Annotated in this window: 23 protein-coding genes; 10 read left to right on the top strand and 13 right to left on the bottom strand. The window is 73.9% G+C overall.

Annotation, left to right across the window (positions count from 1 at the left end):
• Positions 1 to 20: 20 nt before the first annotated feature.
• Both ACGF5C_RS04570 and ACGF5C_RS04565 read right to left on the bottom strand, forming a co-directional pair.
• Complete coding sequence (locus ACGF5C_RS04570; protein ID WP_393296618.1) at positions 21 to 1,109, bottom strand: zinc-binding alcohol dehydrogenase; 1,089 nt, start codon at positions 1,107 to 1,109, stop codon at positions 21 to 23.
• On the bottom strand, positions 1,102 to 2,109 hold the full coding sequence (locus tag ACGF5C_RS04565; RefSeq protein WP_393296616.1) for a Gfo/Idh/MocA family protein: 1,008 nt from the start codon (positions 2,107 to 2,109) through the stop codon (positions 1,102 to 1,104). Before ACGF5C_RS04565 ends, ACGF5C_RS04570 begins: the two co-directional genes overlap by 8 nt.
• 210 nt (positions 2,110 to 2,319) lie before the next feature.
• On the opposite strand from ACGF5C_RS04565, the gene ACGF5C_RS04560 reads away from it, so the two are divergent.
• The 5 genes from ACGF5C_RS04560 to ctaD all read left to right on the top strand — a co-directional run bounded on the left by ACGF5C_RS04560 (position 2,320) and on the right by ctaD (position 8,128).
• On the top strand, positions 2,320 to 3,318 hold the full coding sequence (locus tag ACGF5C_RS04560) for a glucosyl-3-phosphoglycerate synthase (protein WP_393296985.1): 999 nt from the start codon (positions 2,320 to 2,322) through the stop codon (positions 3,316 to 3,318).
• A gap of 76 nt (positions 3,319 to 3,394) precedes the next feature.
• Entirely contained in the window at positions 3,395 to 4,552 is a 1,158-nt protein-coding gene (locus ACGF5C_RS04555; RefSeq protein ID WP_393296614.1) for a glycosyltransferase, read from the top strand.
• A gap of 172 nt (positions 4,553 to 4,724) precedes the next feature.
• Positions 4,725 to 5,177: a DUF4383 domain-containing protein gene (locus ACGF5C_RS04550; RefSeq protein WP_393296983.1), complete on the top strand. Its 453-nt coding sequence runs from the start codon at positions 4,725 to 4,727 to the stop codon at positions 5,175 to 5,177.
• A gap of 115 nt (positions 5,178 to 5,292) precedes the next feature.
• Positions 5,293 to 6,021 (top strand): ATP-binding protein, encoded by a 729-nt coding sequence (locus tag ACGF5C_RS04545; protein ID WP_393296612.1) that lies wholly within the window; start codon positions 5,293 to 5,295, stop codon positions 6,019 to 6,021.
• A 106-nt stretch (positions 6,022 to 6,127) separates the two neighbouring features.
• On the top strand, positions 6,128 to 8,128 hold the full coding sequence (ctaD, locus tag ACGF5C_RS04540) for a cytochrome c oxidase subunit I (protein ID WP_393296610.1): 2,001 nt from the start codon (positions 6,128 to 6,130) through the stop codon (positions 8,126 to 8,128).
• A 74-nt stretch (positions 8,129 to 8,202) separates the two neighbouring features.
• Here ctaD and ACGF5C_RS04535 read toward each other — a convergent pair whose 3' ends face one another.
• Together ACGF5C_RS04535 and ACGF5C_RS04530 are read right to left on the bottom strand one after the other, a co-directional pair.
• A complete protein-coding gene (locus ACGF5C_RS04535; protein WP_393296608.1) occupies positions 8,203 to 9,342 on the bottom strand; it encodes a SigB/SigF/SigG family RNA polymerase sigma factor in 1,140 nt (379 codons plus the stop codon).
• A 228-nt stretch (positions 9,343 to 9,570) separates the two neighbouring features.
• Positions 9,571 to 10,992 (bottom strand): hypothetical protein, encoded by a 1,422-nt coding sequence (locus ACGF5C_RS04530; protein ID WP_393296606.1) that lies wholly within the window; start codon positions 10,990 to 10,992, stop codon positions 9,571 to 9,573.
• Between the two features lie 190 nt (positions 10,993 to 11,182).
• On the opposite strand from ACGF5C_RS04530, the gene ACGF5C_RS04525 reads away from it, so the two are divergent.
• Positions 11,183 to 11,413 (top strand): CDGSH iron-sulfur domain-containing protein, encoded by a 231-nt coding sequence (locus ACGF5C_RS04525; protein ID WP_393296604.1) that lies wholly within the window; start codon positions 11,183 to 11,185, stop codon positions 11,411 to 11,413.
• 124 nt (positions 11,414 to 11,537) lie between these two features.
• On the opposite strand, the gene ACGF5C_RS04520 is transcribed toward ACGF5C_RS04525, so the two are convergent.
• The 3 genes from ACGF5C_RS04520 to ACGF5C_RS04510 are packed head-to-tail and all read right to left on the bottom strand — an operon-like array spanning position 11,538 to position 15,566.
• Entirely contained in the window at positions 11,538 to 12,635 is a 1,098-nt protein-coding gene (locus ACGF5C_RS04520) for an iron-containing redox enzyme family protein (RefSeq protein ID WP_393296602.1), read from the bottom strand.
• 50 nt (positions 12,636 to 12,685) lie between these two features.
• Entirely contained in the window at positions 12,686 to 14,449 is a 1,764-nt protein-coding gene (locus ACGF5C_RS04515; RefSeq protein WP_393296600.1) for a thiamine pyrophosphate-binding protein, read from the bottom strand.
• A complete protein-coding gene (locus ACGF5C_RS04510; RefSeq protein ID WP_393296598.1) occupies positions 14,442 to 15,566 on the bottom strand; it encodes a Vms1/Ankzf1 family peptidyl-tRNA hydrolase in 1,125 nt (374 codons plus the stop codon). The genes ACGF5C_RS04515 and ACGF5C_RS04510 overlap by 8 nt, the downstream gene beginning before the upstream one ends.
• Positions 15,567 to 15,708: 142 nt before the next feature.
• On the opposite strand from ACGF5C_RS04510, the gene ACGF5C_RS04505 reads away from it, so the two are divergent.
• Both ACGF5C_RS04505 and ACGF5C_RS04500 read left to right on the top strand, forming a co-directional pair.
• Positions 15,709 to 16,257, top strand: coding sequence for a hypothetical protein (locus tag ACGF5C_RS04505; protein WP_393296981.1), 549 nt, complete (start codon positions 15,709 to 15,711; stop codon positions 16,255 to 16,257).
• A gap of 133 nt (positions 16,258 to 16,390) precedes the next feature.
• Positions 16,391 to 17,251 carry an alpha/beta fold hydrolase gene (locus ACGF5C_RS04500; protein WP_393296596.1) on the top strand — a complete coding sequence of 287 codons (861 nt, stop codon included), beginning with the start codon at positions 16,391 to 16,393 and terminating at the stop codon, positions 17,249 to 17,251.
• An 18-nt stretch (positions 17,252 to 17,269) separates the two neighbouring features.
• Here ACGF5C_RS04500 and ACGF5C_RS04495 read toward each other — a convergent pair whose 3' ends face one another.
• A complete protein-coding gene (locus ACGF5C_RS04495) occupies positions 17,270 to 17,608 on the bottom strand; it encodes a DUF3817 domain-containing protein (protein ID WP_393296594.1) in 339 nt (112 codons plus the stop codon).
• 186 nt (positions 17,609 to 17,794) lie between these two features.
• Between ACGF5C_RS04495 and ACGF5C_RS04490 the strand changes: the two genes are divergently transcribed.
• Together ACGF5C_RS04490 and ACGF5C_RS04485 are read left to right on the top strand one after the other, a co-directional pair.
• The gene (locus tag ACGF5C_RS04490; protein ID WP_393296592.1) at positions 17,795 to 19,273 is read left to right on the top strand and encodes a glutamate--cysteine ligase; all 1,479 of its coding nucleotides are present in this window, start codon (positions 17,795 to 17,797) and stop codon (positions 19,271 to 19,273) included.
• Between the two features lie 272 nt (positions 19,274 to 19,545).
• Positions 19,546 to 20,544 (top strand): hypothetical protein, encoded by a 999-nt coding sequence (locus tag ACGF5C_RS04485; RefSeq protein ID WP_393296590.1) that lies wholly within the window; start codon positions 19,546 to 19,548, stop codon positions 20,542 to 20,544.
• Between the two features lie 228 nt (positions 20,545 to 20,772).
• Here the strand turns inward: ACGF5C_RS04485 and ACGF5C_RS04480 are convergent, their stop codons facing one another.
• From ACGF5C_RS04480 to ACGF5C_RS04460, 5 genes are all read right to left on the bottom strand, one after another.
• Complete coding sequence (locus ACGF5C_RS04480) at positions 20,773 to 22,323, bottom strand: pentapeptide repeat-containing protein (RefSeq protein ID WP_393296588.1); 1,551 nt, start codon at positions 22,321 to 22,323, stop codon at positions 20,773 to 20,775.
• 594 nt (positions 22,324 to 22,917) lie between these two features.
• Positions 22,918 to 23,469 carry a YciI family protein gene (locus ACGF5C_RS04475; RefSeq protein ID WP_393296979.1) on the bottom strand — a complete coding sequence of 184 codons (552 nt, stop codon included), beginning with the start codon at positions 23,467 to 23,469 and terminating at the stop codon, positions 22,918 to 22,920.
• A gap of 151 nt (positions 23,470 to 23,620) precedes the next feature.
• Complete coding sequence (locus ACGF5C_RS04470; RefSeq protein ID WP_393296977.1) at positions 23,621 to 24,631, bottom strand: trypsin-like serine peptidase; 1,011 nt, start codon at positions 24,629 to 24,631, stop codon at positions 23,621 to 23,623.
• 366 nt (positions 24,632 to 24,997) lie between these two features.
• Positions 24,998 to 26,149, bottom strand: a complete 1,152-nt coding sequence (locus ACGF5C_RS04465) for a helix-turn-helix domain-containing protein (protein ID WP_393296586.1) — start codon at positions 26,147 to 26,149, stop codon at positions 24,998 to 25,000.
• Complete coding sequence (locus ACGF5C_RS04460; RefSeq protein ID WP_393296584.1) at positions 26,136 to 26,306, bottom strand: hypothetical protein; 171 nt, start codon at positions 26,304 to 26,306, stop codon at positions 26,136 to 26,138. The genes ACGF5C_RS04465 and ACGF5C_RS04460 overlap by 14 nt, the downstream gene beginning before the upstream one ends.
• Positions 26,307 to 26,366: the final 60 nt, after the last annotated feature.

The following is a 26,366-nucleotide window of genomic DNA, read 5'->3' as shown; positions in this document are numbered from 1 at the left end:
ACCCCGGCCGGACGCGGATGTCAGACGGTCAGCACCACCTGGAGCTCCTGCCGGCGCCGCTCGGCCAGGTCGGTCAGCAACGTCGGCGCCTCCTCGAACGGCACCACCGCCGACACCAGGTGCTTGCGGACCACGTCCCCGTACGCCCGCAGCAGGTCGATCGTCTCGGCGGAGAGGCGCTCGCGGTCCCAGGTGGGGGCGAGCCCACGCGGCACCCGGCCGATCTGGGCGCAGCGCAGCGACAGCCCGTTGTGGTGGAACTCCTCGCCAAACCGCACCGCGTCCGCGCCGGCCTGGTAGAAGGCCAGGTCGACGACCGCGCCCTGGGGGCGCAGCAGGCGCAGCGCCAGCTGCAACGCCCACGCCTGCCCCCGGCACTGGAACACCACGTCGGCGCCCCGGTCGCCGGGGCCGTGCGCCCAGCGGGTTTTGAGGACCACCGCCGGGTCGTCGGCCTCCGGGTCGAGGGTCTCCAGGCCGAGCGCCTCGGCGACGGCCCGCCGCTGCGGGGTCGGGTCGAGCACCACCACCGAGGCGGCGCCGTGCCGCCTGGCGAACAGGGCGGTGAGCAGGGCCACCACCCCGCAGCCGACGACGGCCACGCGGCGGCCCCGGACGCCGTCGCCCAGCGACCGTACGTCGGCGCCGTGCAGGTCGGCGGCGGCGTGCAGCACCCCGTTGGCGCAGATCGGCCCCATGTGCGCCACGTAGACGCCGAGCAGTGGGTCGATGTCGTCGGGCAGCGGCACGAACCGCTCGGCGACCGGGTCGGCGACCCAGCCGGTGCGGTGACCGTACGTCATCGCGCCGACGGTGCCCACGGCGACGGCCGGGGTGCGGCTCTCCACCACCCGGCCGACCTGCATGTAGCCCAGCCGGGTCACCGGGTAGGGCATGCTCGCCCCGCCCGGTGCGAACAGGCCGAGGTCGGCGTTCCAGGTGACGTGCAGGTACGGGTTGGTGCCCTTGACGTAGCTCAGCTCGGTGCCGGCGGAGACGCCGCTGAACAGCGTCTCGACCCGGAACGTGCCGTCGGTCAGCTCGGCGGCGTCCTGCTCGACCAGTTTCACCCGGCCCGGTCCGCTGACCACCACCACCTTGTCACGCATCGACGGTCACCCCCGTGGCGAGCGGCGCGGCGGCCGGGCGGTCCAGGCGTACGGTCCGGCCGGTGCGGGCGGAGTCGGCCACCGCGAGGGCGAGCCGCTGGGTGCCGAGCGCCTCGGCGTACGGGACGCGGACGTCGTCGCCGATCCCGCGGACCGCGTCGACGAAGGCCCGGTCGACGGCCACCCGGGCGGCGTCGGGGTCGGCGTCGAAGCGACGTTCGCCGTCGGCGTCGCAGACCACCAGGCTGTCCTCGGTGAGCGACAGGGCCAGCCCGTCGGCGAGGATCTCCAGCCCGGCGCGGTGCTTCCAGCCGAGCACGCAGGCGGCGGTCAGCGTGCCGACCGCCCCGTTGGCGAAGCGCAGCGCCGCGGTGGTCACCGAGTCGATGTCGGCGCCGTCGACCGGCGGCGGCGTGCCGTTGCCGTACGCGGTGACCTCGGTCGCCTCCCCGACCAGCGACCGAACCAGGTCCAGCACGTGGGCGGCCTGCTCCACCACCGGGCCGCCGGAGCGGTCCCGGCTGCACCACCAGGCGACCGGCGGCACCTTGTCCCACCACGCCCCGCTGACCATCCGCACCGGGCGGCCGGCGAGCAGCTCCCGCGCCTGCCGCACCACCGGCAGGTACCGCCAGTGGTGCCCGACGCCGGTGAGCAGCCCCCGGCGGGCGACCAGGTCGGCGATCCGCTCGGCCGTGGCCAGGTCGACCGCGACGGGCTTCTCCACGAACATCGGCACCCCGGCCGCGATCACGAGCTCCTCCGCCGGCCCGTGCGCGAACGGCGGCACGCAGACATACACCGCGTCCGGCCCGGCGGCCAGCAGCTCCTCGACGTCGCCGAACGTCCGGGCGCCGTGCGCGTCGGCCAGCTCCGCCGCCGCCTCCGGCACCACGTCGGTCACCCCGAGCAGCTTCACGTCCGCGAAGCCGCCCAGCACCCGGGCGTGGCGTTGCGCCACCCCGCCGGCCCCTACCAGTCCCACCCGGCACGTGCGCATGTAAAAGCCCTTCCGCCACGGTTTCACGTTCCGCCGAGTGCTCTCCCCCCGCGTGGGCGCAATCAAACGTTCACCAGGGCGGAACCGGGCCGCGTGACCTGCGTGATCAAGCTGTTAGGCATGCTGCGGTTAGCGCGAGCGGAGTAGTGGGAAAAACAGGATGGGTTTTTCCGCCACGATCAGGGGGTGCCTGTGCGGAATACGGAGACGATGGTTTCACCGGTGGTGGAGGCCTGGGCCACCTACCGCACCACGTCCGCGGCCGACTGGCCGGCGCCACGGCTGCTGCGCGCGAAGGGGGGCAGCAGGGTCAGCGTGGTCCTGCCGGCCCACAACGAGGAGGCGACGGTCGGCGCGATCGTGTCGACGATCCGGGAGCACCTGATGGAGCGGGTGGCCCTGGTGGACGAACTGATCGTGGTGGACTCGCGCTCCACCGACCGCACGGCGCAGGTGGCCCGCGGCGCCGGCGCGGAGGTGGTCAGCCAGGACGCGATGACCCGGGGGCTGCCCCGGCTGACCGGCAAGGGCGACGCGCTCTGGGCCGGGCTGGCCGCGGCCGAGGGCGACGTCGTCGCGTTCGTCGACGCCGACCTGCGGGAGTTCCGGCCCCACTTCGTGACGGGGCTGATCGGCCCGCTGCTGACCGACCCGTCGGTCGACTTCGTCAAGGGCTTCTACCACCGCCCGCTGGTCGGGACGACCGGTGTGGAGGCCGACGGCGGGGGCCGGGTGACGGAACTGATGGCCCGGCCGCTGCTCAACCTGTTCTGGCCGGAGCTGGCGGGCTTCGTGCAGCCGCTCGCCGGTGAGTACGCCGGCCGCCGGGAGGTGCTGGAGCGGGTGCCGTTCGTCTCCGGTTACGGGGTGGAGACGGCGATGCTGATCGACCTGCTCGACCTCGTCGGGCTGGACGCGCTGGCCCAGGTGGACCTGGGCGAGCGCAAGCACCGCCACCAGGACACCGCCGCGCTGGGCCGGATGTCGGCCCAGATCATGCTCACCGCCTGGTCGCGGTTGCAGCGACGCGGCTGGGCGGCCCCGGGCGCGATGCCCGCCGCCCTGCTGACCCAGTTCCGGCGCGGCGGCTCCGACGCGCTGCCCAACCTGGACCGGGAGATCGTCGTCAGCGACGTCTCCATCGAGGAGCGACCGCCCCTGGCGGAGCTGCGGCACCGGATTCCCCGCCGACGGGTGGCCGCGGCGTGACCGCCCGGCCGCACCAGCGCGCAGGTGACCGGTCGCGGACGGCCCAGGGCCCCGCCGAGGGAAGGAACCCCGCACGATGAGCCTCACCGTCCTGATGAACGCCGGTCCGTGGCTGTCCGTGCCGCCGCCCGGCTACGGCGGCATCGAGAACGTGATCGCGACGCTGGTGCCGGAGCTGCGCCGCCTCGGCGTGCGGGTGGTGCTCGCGTCGGTCGACAGCAGCACCCTGCCGGTCGACGAGAAGCTGTCCGTCTTTCCCGACGGGCAGTTCCACGCGCTGCAACGGCCGTACAACCAGGTCTGCGGCATCTCCCAGGCGCACCTGAACGGGGTGGTGCGCGCGCTGCACTCCCGCGACGACATCGACCTGGTGCACGACCACGTGGAGGCGGTGGGCCTGGCCACCCTCGCCGCGATGGGCCCGGATGCCCCGCCGGCGCTGCACACGCTGCACTGGGACCTGGCCAAGCACCCGGCGCTCTACGGCAACCTGGACGGCGGCGACCGGGTCCGCGTCAACGGGGTGTCCGCCTCGCAACTGGCCCGCGCGCCCCGGGCGCTGCGGGAGCACTCCGTGGGGCACGTGCACCTGTCGACCCCCCTCGCCGTCGACGCCGACCGGCGGCCGGGCGCGGACAAGGGCGACTACCTGGTCGTCCTGGGTCGGATCAACCCCGGCAAGGGCCAGGACCTGGGGGCCCGCCTCGCGCACGGGGTGGGGGTACCGCTGGTGCTCGCCGGGCCCGTCGGGCCGTACCACCGGCCGGAGGACCTGGCCGCCGCCGGGGACGAGGCACGACAGAATCCGGACGTCCGGTTCTTCTACGACGAGGTGGCGCCGCACGTCGACGGCGACCTGGTCCGCTGGGTGGGCACCGTGGCCGGGCAGGAGCGCGACGACCTGCTGGCGGGTGCCCGCGCCTCGCTGTTCCCGCTGCGCTGGGAGGAGCCGGGCGGCACGGCGGTGGTCGAGTCGCTGGCCCTGGGCACGCCCGTGGTGGCGACGGCGCGGGGCTGCCTGCCCGAGCTGATCGAGCACGGCCGCACCGGCCTGCTCACCACAGACGAGGACGAGCTGGCCGACCTGCTGCTGGCCGCCAGCCTCCTCGACCCCGACGAGTGCCGGCGCGAGGCCGCGGCGCGCTTCACCCCCGCCGCGATGGCCGAGCAGTACGTGGGCCTCTACGAACGGGTCCGCCAGCTCGCCGCCGCACCGCGGCTGCAACCGGTCTGATCCCACGCTCCGCGCCCGTGCCCGGCCCGCCGGAGGGTAGCCGGGGCGACTCCGGTCGTCTCGTGCCCGGCACGAGAAGATCCACCGGCGGCGGGTTTGGCGGGACGAGGACCGGGAAGGCGCGGACGGCCCAGCATTTCCGCACAGTGAGGAGACGGCGGTGACCGGTCCCATGGCGCACTCCCGCGCTCGGCGCAACCCGGCCGACGGCAAGGCGCCCGTCCGGCGGGCCGCCACCGTCGTGGCGGTGGTCTTCCTCCTGGTCGGCGTACTCGGCTTCGTGCCGGGGATCACCAGCGACTTCGGCGACCTGCGGTTCGCCGGGCACGAGTCCGACGCCAAGCTGCTCGGCGTGTTCCAGGTTTCGGTGCTGCACAACATCGTCCACCTGCTCTTCGGGGTGGCGGGGCTGGCGCTGGCCCGGACGATCTCCGGCGCCCGCACGTTCCTGGTCGGCGGCGGCGCGGTCTATCTGGTGCTCTGGCTCTACGGCCTGGTCGTCGACCACGACAGCGGGGCCAACTTCGTCCCGGTCAACAACGCCGACAACTGGCTGCACCTGTTCCTCGGCGTCGGCATGATCGCGCTCGGCGTGCTGACCACGAGGGGGCAGCCCCGCCGGTGACGCACCGCGAGCCGCGGGCGGCCCTGACCGTCGTCGGGGTCGCCCGCGTTCCGGTTTGACTCCCCCGGCGCCCGGGTAGTTCGCAGGTCCCCGACCACGCGAAGCGAGGGCGCACATGTCGAGCCGGATCACCTGCGAGGTGCGCGACGCGTCGCCCGTGACCGTCGTACGGCTCCGCGGCGGCCTCGATGTCGGCACCATGCGCGCGGTGCACACCGTGCTGGCGGAGTGCCTGGCCGCCCAGCCCGACGCCCTCGTGGTCGACCTGACCGACGTCACCGTCCGCGACCGGCTCGCGCTCTCGGTCTTCGCGGCCGCCGCCCGGCGCGCCGCCGACTGGCCGGCGGTGCCGGTCGTGCTCTGCGCCCCGCCGTCGGAGGCGGCGGACTGGCTGGCGGAGTCGACCGCCTGCCGGGTGGTGCCGGTGCGCCGGGACTGCGAGGAGGCCACCCGGGTGGCGAACGCGGCGGTGGTGCCCCGGCTGCGGGCCCGGCTCGAACCGGTGGCGGAGGCCTGCCGGCGGGCCCGCGAGCTGGTCGCCGACGCGTGTGCCCGGTGGAACCTGCCGCAGGCGGCCGGCCCGGCCTCGCTGGTGCTCAGCGAGCTGGTCGGCAACGTGGTCCGGCACGCCGGGACCCCGATGCAGGTGACGCTCACCCTGCGCCGGCCGTACCTGCACCTCGCGGTGGTGGACGGCTGCCGGGCCTCGGCCCGGGCCGGCTCTCCCGAGCTGCTGGCGGAGGGCGGCCGTGGCCTGATGCTGGTCCGCGAGCTGGCCCAGCGGTGGGGCAGCGTGCCGGCCGGCGACGGGAAGGTCGTCTGGGCCGTACTGCCCGCCAATTGACCGAAATTACCGCTCTAGCCTGAATAGCCGCTGTCGCCTGGTTACATGGGCAGAGGGGCGGGTAGGCACGCCGTCCTTTCTGTCGTCATGGCGGGGTGAGAGTCACATGCCCAAGCGGGTAACCACGGAACCACCACGCGACCGGGGCCCGGCGATCCTGGCACCGGCACGCTTCGGCGGCTTCCCCGGGCCGCTGCGCAAGCCGGTACCCGGCGGGACCCTGATCCGGTTCCTGGCCACCACCGACCACAAGCAGATCGGCCTGCTCTACCTGCTCACCTCGTTCGGCTTCTTCCTGGTCGCCGGGATCGAGGCGATGCTGATGCGGGCCGAGCTGGCCCGACCCGGCCTGCAGTTCCTCGCCCCCGAGCAGTACAACCAGCTGTTCACCTCGCACGGCGCGGTGATGCTGCTGCTGTTCGCCACCCCGGCGGCGTTCGGGTTCGCCAACTACATCGTGCCCATCCAGATCGGCGCGCCCGACGTGTCGTTCCCCCGGCTCAACGCCCTCGCCTACTGGCTCTACCTGTTCGGCGGCCTGATGGTGATCGGCGGCTTCGCCACCCCCGGCGGCTCCGCCGACTTCGGCTGGACCGCGTACACGCCCCTGAGCAGCGCGGAGCACTCCCCGGGCGTCGGCGCGAACATGTGGGTGGTCGGCCTGGTCGTCTCCGGGCTGGGCACCATCCTCGGCGCGGTCAACCTGATCACCACGATCCTGACCCTGCGCGCGCCCGGCATGACCATGTTCCGGATGCCGATCTTCACCTGGAACATGCTGTTCACCAGCGTGCTGGTGCTCCTGGTCTTCCCGCTGCTCGCCGCGGCGCTGCTGGCGCTGGCCGCGGACCGGCTGCTCAACGCGCAGGTGTACACGCCGGAGAACAACGGCTCGATGCTCTTCCAGCACCTGTTCTGGTTCTTCGGCCATCCCGAGGTCTACATCATCGCGATACCGTTCTTCGGCATCATCACCGAGATCATCCCGGTCTTCGCCCGCAAGCCGATCTTCGGTTACACCGGTCTGGTGCTGGCCACCATGGCGATCACCGTGCTGTCGATGACGGTGTGGGCGCACCACATGTTCGCCACGGGCCAGGTGCTGCTGCCGTTCTTCAGCATCCTGAGCTACCTGATCGCGGTGCCCACCGGGGTGAAGTTCTTCAACTGGATCGGCACGATGTGGAAGGGACAGCTCACCTTCGAGACGCCGATGCTGTTCGCGATCGGCTTCCTGGTCACCTTCCTCTTCGGCGGCCTCACCGGGGTGCTGCTGGCCAGCCCGCCGGCCGACTGGCACACCCACGACACGTACTTCGCCGTCGGGCACTTCCACTACGTGCTCTTCGGCACCGTGGTCTTCGCCCTCTTCGGCGGCTTCTACTTCTGGTGGCCGAAGATGACCGGACGGTTGCTCGACGAGCGGCTCGGCAAGGCCCACTTCTGGACCATGTTCCTCGGCTTCCACGGCACCTTTCTCGTCCAGCACTGGCTGGGCAACGAGGGCTTCCCCCGCCGGTACGTCGACTACCTGCCGAGCGACGGCTTCACCGCGCTGAACACCATCTCCACCATCTCCGCGTTCGTGCTCGGCGCGTCCACGCTCTTCTTCATCTGGAACGCCTGGAAAACCTGGCGCTACGGCGCCATGGTGGCGGTCGACGACCCCTGGGGCTACGGCAACTCCCTGGAGTGGGCCACCACCTGCCCGCCACCGCTGCGCAACTTCGACCGGATGCCCCGGATCCGCTCCGAGCGGCCCGCGTTCGACGCCAAGTACGGCCCGCTGGTCGCCGACCTCGGCCGGGACCTGCCCCAGCGCACCACCAAACCGCCGCAGCAGTTCCGCGAGGAGCTGCACCGCGAGAAGCACCTGCCCGAGGCGCCGGCCGCCGAGGGGGCGCACGGCGCACGGGAAGCGGCCGGCTACCACCCCGCGCCGCAGTCCGGGGCCCGGCCGGTGGACGTGCCGGAGCCCGAGGAGGTGCGCCGGCCCAGCTTCGAGTACACCGAGCCGGAGGAGATCCGGCCCGGCGCCCAGCCGGAACCGCCGGAGAAAGACCGCTGGCGGCACCCGCGCGAGCCCGACGACACCCCGGAGCGCTGAGCGGGCGTACGCGAGAGGGGCCGGCGCCTGCGCCGACCCCTCTCCGTCGTCTGGCCGGCACGTGCCGGCGTGCGTCAGTTGTCGCGGGTCGGCGCGAGGCCCGCGGCGGTGAGCGAGCGGCGCACGGCCGGCTGGACCCGGGTCAGCCGCAGCGGCACCCCCGTGCGGGCGGCGGCCTCGCGGCCGGCCATCAGCGCGGCGATGCCGCCGGCGTCGAAGCCGCCCGCGCCGACCAGGTCCACCACCACCTCGGCGGGCTGGCCGGTCACCGCCTCCAGCATGGCCCTGCGGAGCTGGTCCGCGCCGTCCCGGTCGACCTCCCCGCCGACCTCCACGACCACCCGGTCGCCGTTCTGCTTCACGGAGATGCGGGTCTTCGTGCTGTCCGACTCGGCCGCGCCGTTCTGCCACGGCGGCGGGGCGTCGGCGAGCATCGCCTGGCGCAGCCAGGTCAGCGCCCGCGACAGCAGCCGCGAGACGTGCATCTGGGAGATGCCGAACCGGGCGGCGATCTCCGCCTGGGTCTGGTTGCCGTAGAAGCGCATGGCCAGGATGCGCCGCTCCCGCCAGGGCAGCCGGTGCAGCAGCCCACTGACGGTCACCCGGTCGTCGACGGACTCCAGCGCGTTGTCGGACTCGCCGACCAGGTCGCCGAACTCGGCCGAACTCTCCCCGCCGACGGGGGCGTTGAGCGAGGCCGGGCTGTAGCCGGCCGCCGACTCCAGCGCGGCCAGGATCTCCTCCTCCGGCGTCTCCAGCCGCGCCGCCAGCTCGGCGACCGACGGGGCCCGGGACAGCTCGCTGGTCAGCGCGGCGGTCGCCTGCCCCACCTCCAGGATCAGGTCGCGCAGCCGGCGGGGCACGTGCACGCCCCAGGTGCGGTCGCGGAAGTGGCGCTTGATCTCGCCGACGATGGTGATCGCGGCGTACGCGGTGAACGACCCCCGCTCGGGGTCGTACCGGTCGACGGCGTTGACCAGGCCGAGGCGGGCGACCTGCTCCAGGTCCTCCAGCGGCTCCCCCCGCCCCCGATACCGGCGGGCGAGTCGGCCGGCGAACGGCAGGGCGAACCGGACCAGGTCCTCACGCGCCTCCTGGCGTCGTTCGGGCGGAAGACCCTCGATCCGGGCCGCGTACGCCAGCGCGGCCGCGTCCAGGTCCTCCAGGCCCCGGTCGGTCGGAGGTGGTGTGGTTGTGGTGCTCTGTCCGAACATCCGCGCCTCCCTCAGGAAGGTCCCCCGCCCGGATTCAGGAAACCGGTCGTGCGCGCGCGTGGTCGCACCACGCACCGGGCCGGAAGTGGGTCACATGACTGGGATGCCAGCGGGCGACGACGCCGCGCCGGACGGCGTGATCAGGCCGTCGCAGCCAGCGGTGTTCCCGCTCCGTAGGTACTCAATCACGGGACCCCGGTTTCGCGAGGATGTTTCGACAGGGCTGGTTCAACAGATCAGCAACCCCTGGTGGGCGCCGCTGTCCCGCAAGGCCGCGAGTGCCTCGGCGACGGTCATCGGCGGCGGCGTCGGCAGGTCGTACGGCTGGGCCCGCAGCACCTCGGTGGCCCGGCGGGTGGGCACGGAGGTGACCGGGTAGCCCCGCGCCGAGGTGCGGTCCAGGGCCCGCCGGCGGCGGCCGAAGCCGGCGACGGCCAGCCACTGCGGCAACCCGGCCAACGCCGGCGACCGCAGGCCGGGCGGCTCGGGCAGGACGTCCACCGAGCTGAACGGCTCGCTGCCGGCGAGCCACCACTCCACCCCCTCCACGCTGCGCCGGGTGGCGTTCTCGCACCAGTACGGCACCATCCCGGCCCGCACCACCTGCCACGGGTCGAGCAGCCGGCCGCACTCCACCACCAGCCGGTTGCCGGTCTTGCCGGCCGCGCGCAGCCAGCGCCGGTACAGGTCGGCGGTCGCGGCGCTCAGCGCGCCCGGCCTCGGGACGAGCACGCGGTGCAGCGGATGCCGGTGCCGGGCGGTCCACTCCCGGACGCTGTCCTCGAAACCGGACTCCACGCCGTGTTCGGCCGGGGCGGGTGGCGCGCAGACCTCCGGCGGCTGCCAGTGCGCGCCGTCCCCGCCGGCGGAGCGGAGCACCTGGCGCAGGGCGTGGCTGTCCGGGTGGAAGTCCACCGGGTCCAGGCCGCTGCCCGGGCAGCCGACCTGGAAGCTGTGGCCGGGCGCGGAGTCGAACACCGGCCAGGTGCGGGCGTCGCGCAGCAGCAGCACCGGTGCGCCCGGCTCCAGCAGGTCGGCCAGGAACCGCGCGTACGCGGCCGGCAGGGACCGCCACCGGGCCGCGAGCGACACCGTGGCGCCGGCCAGCGCGCCCCGGCTGGCGGGGCAGTGCACCTGGCGTACGTGCAGGTCGGGGTTGCCGGCGAGCAGGCGGGCCGTCAGCGCCGCTCCGTGGTCGAGGGCGGACTGCGGCCTGTCCACGGCGCCCTGGGCCCAGTGCACGCTCATCTCGAACCCGGCGGGCAGCCAGGGCACGCCGAGCGCCGTCGCGAGGTGCGCGGCCGCCCCGTGCGGGGAGCCGAGCAGGGCGCCCGGGTAACGGCGACGGGGGTACTGGTCGGCGAACCAGCGGGCGATGCGCTCGGCGTCGACCTCGGCCGTCTGGCCGGGGGTGAGCGCCACCCGGCCGGCGGCCCGGACCACCGCCGCCCGCCGGACCGGCTCGGGCGCGCCGGTGAACCGCGACAGTGGGCCGGAGTGTCCGGGGTATCCCAGGTCGGCGCAGTCGGTGCCGCGCAGCGCCCGCGCGGTGGCGGCCACCAGGACCCGGGCCGCGCTGCCGGCGGCCACCACCCGGTCGCCCGCCAGTCCGGCACCGTCGGCCGCGAGCCCCTTGCGCACCTTGTGCACCGGCCCCACCTTGCCTCGTTCGCTCACCACGCGGCCCGGCTTCCCGTCCCGATGGGGTTCAAACGGGGCATCCCCCACCGGGCGGGAGTAATCAGAAGATCCGGGCGGTTGCCGCCGTCCCCGCCGCCAGCCCGGCACCCGAGCTGTGACCAGGGGTTTCGGCGCCGGGACGGCGGGCACATGAGCGCCCATGCGCGCAGACGACGACACGCCCGCCGCGGCGGCCACCATCACCCCGTACCAGGACGGCCCGCTGCTCGTCCGGGGCGACTTCGCCCTGATCACCCCGGACGGCGAGACCATCGACGCGCGGCGGGGCACGGTGGCGCTGTGCCGGTGCGGCAGGTCCGCGCTCAAGCCCTTCTGCGACGGCACGCACAAGGCGATCGGCTTCCGCGCCGGCACCACCCGCCAAACCTGACCCGCCCCACCCCCGCGATCTTGCGGTTGGCGCCTCGACGAACCGGGATGAACAGCCGTAACGGGGGCCGAAAGTGCAAGATCGACGAGCGGTGGACCGGGGGACGCGGAGGGCGGGTCGCAGGTCAGGCCAGGGCGGTGACCGGCGCGGCCATCCCGCCGGGCCGGGGGGACTCCCGCAGCGTGACCCGGGGCGGGCCGGGGGTCGGGCGCAGCGAGGTGCGGCCGGCGGCCCAGGCGTCGAGCAGGTGCGCGGCGAAGAGCCGGTCCACCGCCAGCGCGGCGCCGGCACCGAGGAGCACGTCGGGGGCGAGCCCCGGCTCCACCCGGACCAGGCCGCCGCACAGGTCGTGCGCGGCGATCTGCTCGTGCACCGCGTCGGCCTCCACGTGCTCGTCGTAGAAGCGGGTGGCCGCCTCGTCCAGGCCGAGCCGGCGCAGCCCGGTGCCGTACCGGCGGTTCGGCAGCGACGAGGTCATCTCGTACGCGGCGAGGTGCCCCAGCAGCGCCCCGCGCAGCCGCCGGTGCAGCCCGAACAGCGACATCAGGTTGTTGGTGGCCAGGGTGACCGCCGGCACCGCGTCCAGGTGGGCGGCGTATCCGGTGTCCAGCCCCAGGCGGTCCAGCGTCACCCGGAACAGCTCGGCGTGCATCCGGTCCAGCCGCCCGTTGCCGTACTCGTCCGTCTGGATCTCCACCAGGGCGGCCTTCGCCGGCCCGCCGAGGCGCGGCAGGGCCCAGCTGTGCGGATCCGCCTCCCGCAGGTGGTAGATCGAGCGGTGGGTGACGAACTCCCGGAACTGCGCCAGCGACGCCCGGCGTTGGAGGTGCCCCGCGAGCGACGGCCCGGCGTCCGCGGCGACCACGTCGGCGAGGGCGGCCGGCACGCCGTCGGGCAGCACCGCCGGCAGCGGCCCCACGAGCGCCCGCACCGCCGCCTCGAAGACCCGTTCGGCGTACGCGCGCAGCGCGAGCAGGGACGGCTGCCACTCCCAGTCGTCGTCGACGCCCCGCCAGCCCCGGTAGTGCAGCTCGTAGCAGCAGAAAAGGGTGAGCTGGAGGTCCTCGTCGGTGAGCGGGTCGACCGGGTCGAGCCGAGCACCGAGCCCGGCCGGCAGATCGTGCGGCTCCTGCCGCAGCGCGTCCAGCACCGCCGCCGAGACCGGTCCACGGGGCTCCGGCAGGCGCGCGGGCCCGTACCGGCGATCGGTGGGCTCGGACAAGGCGACCTCCCGCGTCTGACTGCCGGTCCTCATGCCCGCCCGCCGGGCGGCTAAACGAGGTCTTCGGCCTCCACGGCCACCCCGGTGGTCAGCATCCGGTCGCGGACCCGCCGGGCGGCGTCGCCATCGGCGAAGACGCCGCGCAGGTCCGCGAACGCGGGCTCGGGGGGCGACAGACGTACCGCCGGGTCGACCACCGCCTCCACCACGCACGGGCGGTCGGCGGCGAGCGCCTCGTCCCAGGCCGCCCCCACCAGCTCCGGCCGGTCGACCCGCACCCCGTGCAGCCCGAGCAGGCGGGCCCAGCCGGCGTACGGGACGTCGGGGCGGCGGCGCGCCGGGTCGGTGGACGGCGGGCGGCCCCCGCCCATGCCGGACTGGTCCCGGTTGTTGAGCACCAGCACGACCAGCCGGGGATCGCGCCACTCCCGCCAGTGGTGCGCCACGGTGACCAGCTCCGCCAGCCCGTTGAGCTGCATGGCGCCGTCGCCGAGCAGGGCGATCACCGGCTCGTCCGGAGCGGCGAGCTTGGCCGCCACCGCGTACGGCAGGGCGCAGCCCATCGAGCCGAGTGTGCCGCAGAGCTGCGCGTTCACTCCGGGGGGCAGTTCCAGGTGCCGGGCGTACCAGTAGATGACCGAGCCGACGTCCACCGCGACCGCCCCGCGCCGGGGCAGCCGGGTGGCGAGTTCCTGCACCACGAGCTGCGGGTTCACCGGCTCGGCGGGGGCGGCGGCCCGGTCCGCGCGCTCGGCCCGCCAGCGGTCGACGGAGCCCTCCACGGTCTCCCGCCAGCGGGCGTTGGGCCGGTCCGGCACCCTTGCCAGCAACGCCCGCAGCGTCTCCGCGGCGTCCCCCACCAGCGGCACGTCCACCGGGTAGCGGGTGCCGATCCGGCGCCCGTCGATGTCGATCTGCACGGAGTGGGCCTGCCCCGGCATCGGGAAGTAGTCCGTCCACGGGTCGTTCGTGCCGACCAGCAGCAGAGTGTCGCAGCCGCCCATCAGCTCGGCGGCGGCCGGGGTGCCGACCTCGCCGAGTACGCCCGCGTGGAACGGCAGCCGCTCGTCGAGCACCGGCTTGCCGAGCAGCGAGGTCGCCACCCCGGCGCCGAGCCGGTCGGCGAGGGCGACGATGTCCTCCGCCGCGCCCCGGGCGCCCTGCCCGACCAGGATGGCGGTGCGCTGGCCGTTGGCGAGCAGTTGGGCGGCCGCCTCCAGGTCGACGTCGTGCGGCAGCACCCGGGCCAGTGGCTCCCCGGGCGTCGCCGCGAGCACGCCCACCGCCTGGGGTTGCAGGTCGGGCACCGCGATCTCCTGCAACTGGCGCGGCAGCACCACGCAGACCGGGCTGCGGGTGGCCGCGGCGGTGCGGAACGCCTGGTCGAGCAGGGCCGGCACGCCGGCGGGGGTGCGGCCGTACCGGACGAACTGGTTGCACACGTCGCCGAACAGCCGGCTCAGGCCGATCTCCTGGTGGGCGCCGCCGAGCGGGCCGGAGACGTCCTCGCCGACGATGGCCACCACCGGCTTGCTGTCCAGCTTGGCGTCGTAGAGCCCGTTGAGCAGTTGGACGGCGCTCGGCCCCTGGGTGGCCAGGCAGACCCCGATCCCGCCGGTGAACTTGGCGTGCCCGGTGGCCATGTAGGAGGCGGTCTCCTCGTGCCGGGCGGGGACGAACGCCGGGTCCCCGCCCGAGGCGTCGAGCGCCTCGACCACGGGGGCGATGGCCTCCCCGGGGTAGCCGAAGGCCCGCGGCACCCGCCAGGCACGGAGCCTCTCGACCACCAGGTCGGCCACCGTCCGCTCAGGCATTGCCACGCCCCGGCGTGGCGACGTCGACGTACCGCAGCACCGCCCCGACACCGTCGGCCAGCTCCGGCGCCTCGTCCGGGCCGAGCACGGTCAGCTCGGCGTCGGTGCCGACCAGGGCGCGCACGAGCGCGGCGTCGGCACGGACCTTCTCCGGGTTGCGCACCGACATGTCGGCGAGCTGCCGCGGGTCGGTGGCGATCGCCGTCGGGTCCGGCCCGATCCACAGCTCCCCGGTCGCCGACGGGTCGTCGACGATGAGCATGGTGTCGACCTGGTTGCGTTGCAGCGCGGAGACCACGGCCTCCAGCCCGGCGCCGACGTCCTCCTGCATGCCGAACCGGTCGAGCGCGGCGGTGATCCGCTGGTCGGCCACCTCGGCGATGGTCTGCACGGTGAGGTCGTCCAGAAGCGTCTGGTCGGCGCCGCCGGCCCGGGAGCCGGCGTCGGTGCGGACCATGACATCCTGCCAGCGTTGCGGCATCTGGGCGGCGATCACGCCGGTGGCCCGCACGTCGCCGGCGACCACCACCACGTCCGCGCCGACCTTCTCGGCCAGCTCCACCGTCGCCGCGGTGACGTCGCCGGCGTTGTGGTGCCAGGCCTCCATGGCGGCGCGCTGGTACCGCGACTGGGACCAGCCGCCGGGTCGCACCCGACGCAACTGGAAGTCCTCCCGGCCGGTCACGTGGGCGCGGCGCGGCACGCCGCCGGCGCTGATCGCCATGGCATCGGCCCCGGTCCGGTCGGCCAGCACCCGCACCCACGCCACCTGCTCGCCGCGCTGCGCCAGCAGCGGCATCACGTGCGGCAGGGGGGTGAACGCGGCGAGGTCCCGCAGCGGCGGGGCGGAGAGGTACTCCGACAGCACCACCCGGCCCCGGGTGCCGAAGACCGCCAGGCCGTAGTCCCCCGGCATCGGGTCGTGCCCGCGGACGACCCGTTCGACCGCGTCGATCGTGTCCACGTCGGCGCGCTGTTCCTGGAGTTGGTTGCGCAGGCCTCGCCACCGCAGATCGAGCGCCGGGTGGGCGTCCTGGGTGTTGGCGGAGGCGTCCAGGTACACCGAGACCCACGGCCCCGGCCGGTCGTAGAGCGGGCGCAGGAAGGACAGCTGCATGCTCGACCCCTTTCCAGCTCGGCCCCCCGCTTACCCGCGCCGGTCCGGTTGTCACCTGGCCGCCGTGAGCGCGTGACCAGGATTCATTCACGTCGTTCAGGCCGGATGGCCGATACCATCGGTGAACGCAACCGGACTCTGGGTGGTGACCATGGACAGCGACCTCCATATCCGGCGGATCGTCCACCCCACCGACCGGATCGTCACCGGCCGGGTCGTCCGCCTGCTCGACGGCTACCCGCGCGAGGTGCGGATCGGCCAGCCGGTGCTGGTCGCGGTGCTCGCGGCGGCGGGGGTGGCCGGGCTGCTGGCGGCGGTGCTCCGGTCCCTGTTCTCCGCCGGCTCCGGCGCGGCCCGCCGGCGGTTCAAGGACCTGAAGAAGGGCCCGGAATACCTGGTCACCCCGGTGCGGCTGCGCGACTCCGCCGGGCAGCTCTGCGAGGTCGAGCTGCACGGGCACCTGCCGCAGAGCGCCCTGCACCCCGCCGACCACGTGCAGCTCACGCTGCGCCGGCAGGGCGACCCCGACCTGCCGCCGAAGATCGAGCGGATCGTCAACCTGACGACCGGGCAGCTGCTCACCCCCCGCACCGCCACGCTGTGGTCGCACCTCGGGCCGCCGCTGCTGCTCCAGGCGACACTGGGCGGGCTGCTGGTCGCCGCCCTGCTGGCCTGGGCCGCGCTCACCTGAGTCGCGCGCCCGACGACGGCCTGGCTCGCACGCCCGGCGCTGACCCGACGTCTCGCGCTCGGCGCCGGCCTGGCTCGCGCGCCGACGCTGATCCGACGTTTCACTCCCCGCGCGCCCGGGCACCGCAGGCGCCATGTTCGCCGGATTCACGCTCGACGAGATCGACCTCGGGCCGGTACGCCTGCGCGTACGCCACGGCGGGTCCGGGTCGCCGGTGGTGCTGCTGCACGGCCATCCCCGCACCCACGCCACCTGGCACCGGGTGGCGCCGCTGCTCGCCGAGCGGCACACGGTCATCTGCCCGGACCTGCGCGGCTACGGTGGCTCGTCGACGCCGCCGAGCACCCCCGACCACGCGCCGTACTCGAAGCGGGCGATGGCGGGCGACGTCGTGGCGCTGCTCGACGCCCTCGGCCACGACCGCGCGGCCGTGGTGGGGCACGACCGGGGCTGCTACGTGGCGATGCGCACCGCGCTGGACCACCCCGACCGGGTCAGCCGCCTCGGGGTGCTCGACGGGGTGCCGATCGGGGAGGCCCTGGCCCGCGCCGACGCCCGGTTCGCCGCCCGGTGGTGGCACTGGTTCTTTCTGGGCCAGCTCGACAAGCCCGCCGAGCGGGTGATCAACGCCGACCCGGACGCCTGGTACGGCGGCTCCCCCGCCGAGATGGGCGAGGAGGCGTACGCCGACTACCGCCGGGCCATCCACGACCCGGCGACCGTGCACGCCATGTGCGAGGACTACCGGGCGGGCCTCGGCCCGGACCGGGCGGCCGACGACGCCGACCGGGCCGCCGGCCGGCGGATCACCTGCCCGGTGCTCTTCCTGTGGTCCACCGGGGACGACATGATGGACCTCTACGGCGACCCCGCCGCGATCTGGCGCGAGTGGGCCGACGACGTGCGGGCCGCACCGGTCGAGTCGGGCCACCACATGGCCGAGGAGGCGCCGGAACAGCTCGCCGCCGAGCTGTCCGCCTTCCTCGCCGGGTAGCCGCCCGGGTCGGGCGGGTCAGCCGACCGGGGCGGCCTCGCGGGCGGGCTCGCGGGCGGTGTCGAGCATGCCGCGCCGCCGCGCCCAACGCTCGAAGGCGAGCGTGGCGAAGGGCGGCACGGCACAGGCCAGGGCCACCCCGGTGGCCAGCAGGCTCCACCGGCGCAGGCGGGCCACCGCGAGCACCAGCACGCCGTACGCGATGAACAGGCCGCCGTGGATCGGGCCGAAGACCTGCACGCCCAGCTCGTTGGCGGGCGGGCCGTACTTCACCGCCATGCCGGCCAGCAGGGCGGCCCAGGAGATCGCCTCGGCGATCGCCGCCACCACGAACAACCGGGTCACCTTCTCGCGCATCAGCACTCTCTCCACCTCTCGCCGCCGGCCATGTTATCGGTGACCCCGGTCGCTCCCGGGCGCGACCGGCACGCGGGCGACGGGGATCACCGGGAGCCCCGCTGGGTAGAGAAGAGGTCTCAGGTCTTCCCCGGCCCCGATGCGACGTGCGAGGTTTAGGGGACCAGCGGTGACAGGGTGGTGACCATGGGCGAGGAAGTCGGCGTGCGGACCTTCAGTCGCGAGGATCGGGCCCGCTACCGGGAGAAGGTGCGCCGCTGCCTCGACGTGTTCGCCGAGATGCTGCGCGAGTCGCGGTTCGACGTCGACCGGCCGATGACCGGGTTGGAGATCGAACTCAACCTGGTCGACGAGGACTCGATGCCCGCCATGCGCAACGCCGAGGTGCTGGCCGCCGTCGCCGACCCGAGCTTCCAGACCGAGCTGGGCCAGTTCAACGTGGAGATCAACGTGGCGCCCCGCCGGCTCACCGGCACGGGCACGGCCGAGTTCGAGGAGCACGTGCGGGCCAGCCTGAACGCCGCGGAGCAGAAGGCCCGCGCGATCGGCGCGCACATGGTGATGATCGGCATCCTGCCGACGCTGCGCCCCGAGCACCTGACCGCGGCGACGCTGTCGGCCAATCCCCGCTACGAGCTGCTCAACGAGCAGATCTTCGCGGCCCGGGGCGAGGACCTGCGGATCGCGATCAACGGGGTGGAGCGGCTCGCCGTCACCGCCGACACGATCACCCCGGAGGCGGCCTGCACCAGCACCCAGTTCCACCTGCAGGTCAGCCCCGCCCAGTTCGCCGACTACTGGAACGCCGCCCAGGCGATCGCCGGCATCCAGGTGGCGCTCGGCGCCAACGCGCCGCTGTTCTTCGGTCGGGAGCTGTGGCGGGAGACGCGCATCCCACTGTTCCAGCAGGCCACCGACACCCGCGCCGAGGAGATCAAGGCGCAGGGCGTACGCCCCCGGGTCTGGTTCGGGGAACGCTGGATCACCACCGTGTTCGACCTGTTCGAGGAGAACGTCCGCTACTTCCCGGCGCTGCTGCCGGTCTGCGACCCGGAGGACCCGGCCGAGGCCCTCGCCGCCGGCGGGGTGCCCAAGCTCGCCGAACTGCGCCTGCACAACGGCACCGTCTACCGGTGGAACCGGCCGGTCTACGACGTGCTCAAGGGACGGCCGCACCTACGGGTGGAGAACCGGGTGCTGCCGGCCGGGCCGACCGTGCTCGACACCGTCGCCAACGGCGCCTTCTACTTCGGCCTGGTCCGGGCGCTCGCCGAGGCCGACCGACCGCTGTGGTCGCAGATGTCGTTCAGCGCGGCGGAGGAGAACTTCACCAGCTGCGCCCGCCACGGCATCGACGCCCAGGTCTTCTGGCCCGGCCTGGGCTACCTCCCGGTCACCGAGCTGGTGCTGCGGCGGCTGCTGCCGCTGGCCCACCACGGGCTGGACCGGTGGGGCCTGGACCCGGGCGAACGCGACCGGCTGCTCGGCATCATCGAGCAGCGCTGCCTGACGGGGCGCAACGGCGCGAGCTGGCAGGTGGAGACCCTGCACCGGCTCGAGTCCACCGACCACCTCGACCGGCCGGAGGCACTGCGCGAGGTGGTGCGGCACTACGTGACGCTGATGCACAGCAACCGGCCGGTCCACGAGTGGCCGCTGCCCTGATCAGGGCGGGCCGGGCGACCCGGCGGGATCGGCACGGGCACTTCGGGGCACAGGCCGATCACCCAGCGCGATTGCGCAGGGCGGAAGAACCCCCGGGACCGGAAGCGTCCCATGATGAGACGCGGACATCGATCCCGCACGATTCATTGCTGGTAGGAGGGGTCGGGCGGGTGCGTCCAGGCCGACCGGTGGCTCCCGTTCGCCGGTCGCGGGCGGCGTCGCCGACGTCGGCGGTCACGCCCGGGTTCCACCCCCCACCCTGAGGAGCGCACGTGACGCAGACCCAGCGGTCCCCCCAGCAACCCGACGTACCCGTCCGGATCCGGCCCGACACCGCGCAGACGGGCACGTCCGCGTTCGTCACGGGGCACTTCCCCCGGCGGCGCGGGCTGATCATCCTGCTCAGCGTCCTCGGCGGCTTCCTGCTGACCGTGATCTGGTCGGCGGAGTTCGTCGACCGGACCATCGGCGACAACGTCGCCAACACCCTGCTCGGCCACGACGCCAAGGAGACCCCCATCCAGGGCGTCGCGGCCGGCGTGCTGTTCGCCTTCGTCTCCGGGATCGCCGGCACGTTCACCGCCTGCAACATCGCCGCGTTCGGTGCCCTCGCCCCGTTGACCGGCACCACCGGCAGCAGGCTCAGCAGGTTCGTGCAGCCGCTGAAGCCACTAGGCTGGATGTCGGTCGGCATGATCGCGGTGTCGGCCACGTACGGCGCGATCGTGGGCTTCGTCGGCACGTCGATGCCGCAGTTCTCCACCGCCAGCAACAGTCCCGGCAGCCTGTCGCCGCGGAGCATCCAGTCGATGGTGGTCTTCGGCCTGATCGGGCTCATCATGATCTACCTCGGTCTGGCCGCACTCGGCGTGGTGCCGGATCCGTTCGCCCGGATCGCCCAGCGGTACCCGAACGCGCCGATGATCTTCATGGGCGCGCTGATCGCCGGCTTCCTCATCGGCCGGCCGTTCGCGCTGTTCCGGCAGATGTTCCGCGACGCCGCCGAGAGCGGCAACCCGCTCTACGGGGCCGCCGCGTTCACCCTCCAGTCGATCGGCAACATCGTCATCATGGCGGTGCTGTTCCTGCTGCTGGCCTGGCTCGCCGGTTCCCGCCTGCAACGGTGGTTCAGCGCCCGGCCGACCCGACTGGCGACCCTGACCGCGGTCGCGTTCATCGTGGCCGGCGCCTTCACGTTCCTCTACTGGGACGTGCGGATCCTCGCCCGCCGCGAGATCATCCCCTGGTATCCGACGGCCCCCTGGTCCTGACCGACCCGGGCTCGGGCCGGGGCGGGCGCCCCGGTCCCGAGCCGCCGGCACAGATCGATCCCGGCTGGTCGGCCGCGCGGTCGAGGTCGCCGGCAAGCGCGCCGTGCCCTGGCGCCGGTGGCGCCCCGGTCCCCCGCCGGCCCCGCCTTGAGGGCCGGCGGCCCACGGCCCGCCCCCGCCGGACGCGCGGCCTCGGATCCGGGCGCGGGGCGGGCCGGCCGCGCCCGCTCAGCCCTGTCCCGCCGGTGCCCGATCCTCGGCAGGGTCGACGACGACGCCGGCGTGGAACACGACGCCGTCGAGCACCTCCCCGACCCCGCGCCACCGGTCCAGCCGCGCCCCGGCGAACGTGGCCTCGCCGTGGAACGACGCGCGCCCCTCGGGCCCACCCAGCCGGAAGGCGGCACCGTCGAACGTGCTGTCGTCGAACCGGGTGGCGCCGTGGAACTGGGCGGCCGCGAAGTCCGCGTACCCCGCGTGGCAGCCGTGCAGGTCGAGGTCGAGCAGCGTCGCGCCGCACAGCGACAGATTCATGCCCGGCCAGTGCATGGGCCCGTCGGGGGTGGCGGCCACCGGGCGCAGCCGCTCGGCGAGCAGCCGCTGCGCGTCGCGGCGCAGCGCCGACTCCCCGGCCTCGGCGGGGCCCAGGTCGCCGCGCACGTCGAACGGCAGCGGCCCGCGCAGGTATCCGCAGATGGTGTCGACCACCCGCTGGCGCAGCTCCGGTCGCGCGTCGCCCAGCTCGCCGAGGGCGCGCAGCCCGGCGTGGCGGACGGCGGGGTCGCCGTCGCCGAGCTGCCGCGCGTAGGGCGACACGGATTCGTCCGGCACGAGCACGTCCGTGCCGTCCGGCCCTGGTCGGGACGTCCAGCCGAGGGGCCAGCTCACCGGCTCGCCGGCCGCGCCAACCCACTGTGCGCCAGCGAGGTCCACCGTGGGCTGGTCGAGTCGCACCGCCGCGCCGAACCGGGCGTCCCGGAACGTCGCTTCCCCGCCGAACCGGGCCTTGCAGAACCAGGCCGGGCCGGCGAAGCGGGCCTGCCGGAACGACGCGGTCCCGGCGAAGCGTGCCCCGTCCCCGCCTTCCTCCCAGCTCTGGTAGTCCCCCATCAGCACCGCGACGGGCCAGCCCGGGTCGTCCTCGTTCGGCTCGTCCCACGGCGCGGGCCGGACGTCCTCGATCGCGTCCCAGGCCGGATCGTCCTCCCACAGCTCGTCCTCGCCCCGCCCGAACCACGCCATGCCGGCGAAGTCCGCCCGGTCGAAGCCGGCCGGTCCCCGGAACCGGGCACGCCCGAACGCCGCGTCGGCGGCGAACACCGCCCCGTCGAACCGGGCCCCGCCGTGGAAGAGCGCGCGGGTGAAGTCCGCGTCGCCGGTGAACCGGGCGCCGGCGAAAGAGGTCGTGCCGAGGAACCGCGTGTCGGCGAACCGGGCCCCGGCCAGCTCGCAGCCGCCGAGGTCCACGTCCGTCAGAGACGCCCCGGACAGGTCCACGGCGAGCCCCGTCGGCGTCGCCTCGCCCGCCCCGGCCGGGCGCAGCAGCCCGGCGAGCACCCGCAACGCCGCCCGCCGCGCGTCGGCGTCCCCGCCGTCGGCGGCACCCGGCGCCCGCAGCCAGGCGCAGATCGCGTCAGCCACGTCCTGGCGCAGCGTCGGGTCGGTCGCGCCGAGGTCGGCCAGCCGCCGCAGGGCTTCTTTGCGCGCCGCGCCCGTCCCCTCCGCCACCTGCCGTGCGGCGATCCGGCACGCCTCGACACCGGCCTCCTCGGTTGCCACGCGACCCTCCCAGCGGGGTGGCTGTCCCGCCACCCGGTACCCGCCGCCGGGACCGTCCCGGGGCGCGGGCGCAGGATAGCCGGGGGTGGTGACAAGTCGCCGCGGCCCGGGAGGCTCCTGGCCGGGTGCCCCGCCGGCCGGTATCGGACCCCGGCCGGCGCGACGCCGTGACCGGCGCGCACCGGTCGAGTTCGATCAGACGGGTGGGCCGCCGAATTCGATCTCGTTGCCCTCGTAATCCACGTACCTGGCCTTGCGTACGCCGTTCGAGTAGGTCTCCCGCCTCGCCGGTTCCAGTCCCCGCTCGGCGATCCCGGCCACACGGGTGTCGAAGTCGTCGACGAAGATCGTGCATGGCGTGCCCGGCGCGCTCCGGGCGGTGCTCGACGAGCAACGACCGGTGTTCGGCCAGTTCCCACACCGCCTCCGTGTCGCTGGCCACGAACGACGGCGGGCAGCCGAGCAGCCTCTCGTACCAGGCCAGCGCCGCCGGATAGTCCTCGACGGGTATGCCTGCGTACAGATCGAGGGCCATGCGGCCATGCTGGGTGGCAGGCGGGTCGGGCCGCTGGCCCAGGGCCGGCGCCTCTGGGATCAGGACGGACGTCCGCCGAACCTCCAGTCGTGCACCTCGATCTCGGCGTACCGGTCCGGGGCCAGCACGGCGCGCGCCTCGTCCGGGTCCGCCGCCCCGATCAGCACCGCCGTGCCCAGCCAGGTGGCGCCGTCGTCGGACAACAGCGGCCCGTACGCGATCAGGTCGTCCCGGTCGGGCGGCACGGCCCGGTCGGCGGCCTGCCCCGCGCCGAGGCCGAGCACCAGGTACCGGTTGCCACCGGTCCGGCCACCGGGAAAGTCCCACATGGTGCGCCCCAGCGTGTTGTGCCAGCGGCGCAGCAGCACGTCCCGGTACGCACCGGCCTGGTAGTTGGGCTCGTCGAAGGCGAATGCCCGGGCGGCGGCGGCATCGGGCAGGTCGACGATGTGCACGCTGCCGGTCGGCGTTTCCCCGTCGGGGGCGAAGGTCGGGCCGCGGGCGATCATCTCGGCCGCGTACCGGTCCATGTAGGACCAGTGCTCCTCCAGCAACTCGGTGCGCAGTGCCAGGGAATCACGCCGGTCGCGGTGGTAGCAGAAGAACTCCATGCCGCAGATCTTGATCTCCGCTTCGGGCCGGTGCAAGTGTCGGCACCTCCGCCGCATGCCCACCGAGGGCGGTGCCCCGACATCGGCTACGGGAACAGAGCACACGCGCAGAGCCCCGGCCGCGGGCCGGGGCTCTGCCGGTCATGTGCCTTTACGCCGGGGAAAGACCTTCCGCGAAGTCGTAGAGGCTCTTGATGTCATTGTCGAAGTACGGGCCGTCGAATTGTCCGTTGCCCGGATTGTCGCCGTGACTCACGACGCTGTTGACGTATCCGAGGCCGTTCTGGTCGTTGTATTCCTGAAGCCAAGGGCCGCCGCTGGAGCCGTAGGTCATGTTGCACCACATCCGGATCTGCTGACCGCCGGCGTACCACGTGCCGCTCTGGCAGTAGTACTGGCTCTCCCCGCCGCCGAGGTTCGACGGATAGCCGAGGGCGGTCATCAGGGAGATGTTGTAGCCCCAGTTCCAGCGCAGACCGTGGCCACCGACCGTGTCGACGACCTTCAGGCCCCAGTTACCGCCGTTGTGCATGATGGCGATGCCCATGTCCTCGTCGTAGCTGCTGTTGTTGATCCACGCGGTGCGGGCTGTGAGCTGGTAGGCCACGAACGTCCCGAACGGCCGCACCCCGTTGCGGTACCGCGGCACGAACTGCCAGTTGCTGTACCACTGCCCGCCGCTGCCCTGGTGCACGCAGTGACCGGCGGTCATGACCAGCCGGCGCTTGCCGCTGGCGACGGCGCTCGCCGAGCAGGAGGCGGTACCGCCGCCGGGCATGGTGAAGTAGACCTTGCCGACGACCGCTGATTCGTTGAGCTGGATGCTGACGTCGTCGCCGCTGGCGACGCTCGGTGCCAGGGGCGCGACCGTGCCCGCCGGCCCGTCGGGCTTCGGCGCCCGGTTGGTCGACTCGCTGGCGCCTGGACGCTTCGCGATGTCCAGGTCGACGGCGCTCGCCATCCGCTCCGGCGTCCAGAACGCCGCGACCTCCTTGGCGATCGCTGCGTTGGTGATCGCACGACCGTCACTGGTGCGGGCGGTGGTGGTGGTGTTGCCGTTCCTCTCGACTGTGGTCGGCTTCGCCTCGGCGGCCGCCGGGGCGGTCACGACCAGCGCGAGCGCCAGACTGGCCGCTGCGGACCAGCGTAGGGTTGTTTTCAAGAGTTCCCCCTTGTCCTGGGTGCTCCATTCGGGCCAGGGAAACGTATCGAGTGATTTGCATTGATCACAAGATAATGGAATGGCAGGTAATTGACACTGACTCGACAAGATGGAGGCGACCACGTCGCCGTCCACACTTTTCGCGAGCGACCGACCGATAACGCCAACAACACGACTGCGGCAGACAAACCGCCTCCAGTTTGAACAGAGACCTCGGTATTGCCCGCGCAAATCCCAGCGCCGCGAATCCGCGCTCTCCGCTTAAGGGCGCGCCGTTATCTATCGATTAGTGGGACTTGCGATTCCGGGAACCAATAGCATCCGCCCGCGAGCCGCGACGCCCGCACAACGTGCCGGCCGATCCGGTCAGCGGGTCAGGCCGACCAGCGTCGCCAGGCGCGCCACGCCGGCCGGCGCCGGGTGACCCCGGGCAAGTTCGGCGATCACCGTACGCGCCGGCGGTCGGCACCGGACCTCGGCCGGCGCGACGCCGTCCGCCTCGACCAACACCCGCCCGGCCCCGCGCAGGTCGCCGATCTGGAGGTACGCCCGCGCAACGTCCACCAGGTACGCGGCCCGGTACTCGGCCGGCAGCCACCGCCATCCCTCCCGCCGGATCGCCTGCTCGTGCCGGTGCACCGCCTCCCCGGCGTCCCCCGACTCGACCGCCGCGACCACCCGGGCCAACTCGACCGCGACCGGTCCGAAGCTGGTCCGGTACGGGTCGTCACCGGCCCCGACCCGGGCGGCGATGTCGGCGGCCCGAGCGGTCAACTCCCCGATCCGGCGGATGTCGCCGCATCCGGCGGCAGCCAAAGCGGCCTGGATCAGCAGGGCCCCGTGGACCGTCTCCGATCCGGGCGTGACGCGGCGCGCGGCGGCGACCGTCGCGGCCAGCGCCAGCCGGTGCCGACCCAGGCAGCGCAGCGCCTGCCCGACCGACACGGTCGCCACCCCCGCGAGCACCGGGTCGCCGCCCGCCACGGCCACCGCCCGGTCGGCAGCCAGCCAACCCAGGTCGGCCTCGCCGAACTTCACCAGCACCGACGAGGTGATCCGATACGCCTGCACCAGCAACTCCGGCGCCTCCGCGCGCACGCCCTGGGCAGCGTCGAGCAGCTCCGGCAGCAACCGCACCACCTGGGGGTAGTGCGCGTGCTGGTAGGTCAGCCAGGCGTGTGCCACATGCCGTTCGATCTCCGTTGCCCGCACCGGGCGGCCGGGCTCGCGGTCGTAGCGGGCGAGAGCGGCCCGTATCCCGTCCATCCCGTCCGGCGGGCCGGCGCCCGCCGACGGCGGCGTGCGATCCTCGCCGAGCAGCACCAGCGGATCGACCCGCAGCACCTCGGCGATCTCCTGGATGACCGGGTACCGGTCCAGCGCGCGGACGCCCCGCTCGACCTTGTCCATCCAGCTCTTGGACCTGCCGAGCCGGTCCGCGAGCATCTGCTGGGTCATCCGCCGCCGCACCCGCCAGCGGGCCACCCGACGACCGATCGGCTCGTCACCGCTGGTCACGCCGCCACCGCCGGTCCGGGACCGCCCGGGTGGTCTCCTCCACCGGTACGCGCTCCGCCTCGGCCTGCGCGAGCAGCCGCTTCTTGGCGGCCTCCCGCTCGGCGGCCTCGACCTGCTCGCCCCGACTCATCGCTGGCTCGTCGCCTTGGCCCTGCATCCGCACCTCCGTCGACCGAGGGCGCGGCGGTGGATCGGGAACACCGTCCTATCGCCATCA

Origin of the sequence: Micromonospora sp. NPDC047620, from assembly GCF_043205005.1 — a bacterium.
Classification (GTDB): domain Bacteria; phylum Actinomycetota; class Actinomycetes; order Mycobacteriales; family Micromonosporaceae; genus Micromonospora.
Note: the sequence above shows the minus strand (reverse complement) of the source record. Positions and strands in the feature narration are given on the sequence as shown.

What these genes read in the sequence shown, in the direction of transcription:
- ACGF5C_RS04510 (WP_393296598.1), bottom strand. Translation starts at nt 15,566, where the DNA reads ATGCAGCTGTCCTTCCTGCGCCCGCTCTACGACCGGCCGGGGCCGTGG.
- ctaD (WP_393296610.1), top strand. Translation starts at nt 6,128, where the DNA reads ATGCCCAAGCGGGTAACCACGGAACCACCACGCGACCGGGGCCCGGCG.
- ACGF5C_RS04495 (WP_393296594.1), bottom strand. Translation starts at nt 17,608, where the DNA reads ATGCGCGAGAAGGTGACCCGGTTGTTCGTGGTGGCGGCGATCGCCGAG.
- ACGF5C_RS04475 (WP_393296979.1), bottom strand. Translation starts at nt 23,469, where the DNA reads ATGGAGTTCTTCTGCTACCACCGCGACCGGCGTGATTCCCTGGCACTG.
- ACGF5C_RS04560 (WP_393296985.1), top strand. Translation starts at nt 2,320, where the DNA reads ATGGTTTCACCGGTGGTGGAGGCCTGGGCCACCTACCGCACCACGTCC.
- ACGF5C_RS04500 (WP_393296596.1), top strand. Translation starts at nt 16,391, where the DNA reads ATGTTCGCCGGATTCACGCTCGACGAGATCGACCTCGGGCCGGTACGC.
- ACGF5C_RS04570 (WP_393296618.1), bottom strand. Translation starts at nt 1,109, where the DNA reads ATGCGTGACAAGGTGGTGGTGGTCAGCGGACCGGGCCGGGTGAAACTG.
- ACGF5C_RS04460 (WP_393296584.1), bottom strand. Translation starts at nt 26,306, where the DNA reads ATGCAGGGCCAAGGCGACGAGCCAGCGATGAGTCGGGGCGAGCAGGTC.
- ACGF5C_RS04545 (WP_393296612.1), top strand. Translation starts at nt 5,293, where the DNA reads ATGTCGAGCCGGATCACCTGCGAGGTGCGCGACGCGTCGCCCGTGACC.
- ACGF5C_RS04490 (WP_393296592.1), top strand. Translation starts at nt 17,795, where the DNA reads ATGGGCGAGGAAGTCGGCGTGCGGACCTTCAGTCGCGAGGATCGGGCC.
- ACGF5C_RS04515 (WP_393296600.1), bottom strand. Translation starts at nt 14,449, where the DNA reads ATGCCTGAGCGGACGGTGGCCGACCTGGTGGTCGAGAGGCTCCGTGCC.
- ACGF5C_RS04555 (WP_393296614.1), top strand. Translation starts at nt 3,395, where the DNA reads ATGAGCCTCACCGTCCTGATGAACGCCGGTCCGTGGCTGTCCGTGCCG.
- ACGF5C_RS04550 (WP_393296983.1), top strand. Translation starts at nt 4,725, where the DNA reads ATGGCGCACTCCCGCGCTCGGCGCAACCCGGCCGACGGCAAGGCGCCC.
- ACGF5C_RS04525 (WP_393296604.1), top strand. Translation starts at nt 11,183, where the DNA reads ATGCGCGCAGACGACGACACGCCCGCCGCGGCGGCCACCATCACCCCG.
- ACGF5C_RS04565 (WP_393296616.1), bottom strand. Translation starts at nt 2,109, where the DNA reads ATGCGCACGTGCCGGGTGGGACTGGTAGGGGCCGGCGGGGTGGCGCAA.
- ACGF5C_RS04535 (WP_393296608.1), bottom strand. Translation starts at nt 9,342, where the DNA reads ATGTTCGGACAGAGCACCACAACCACACCACCTCCGACCGACCGGGGC.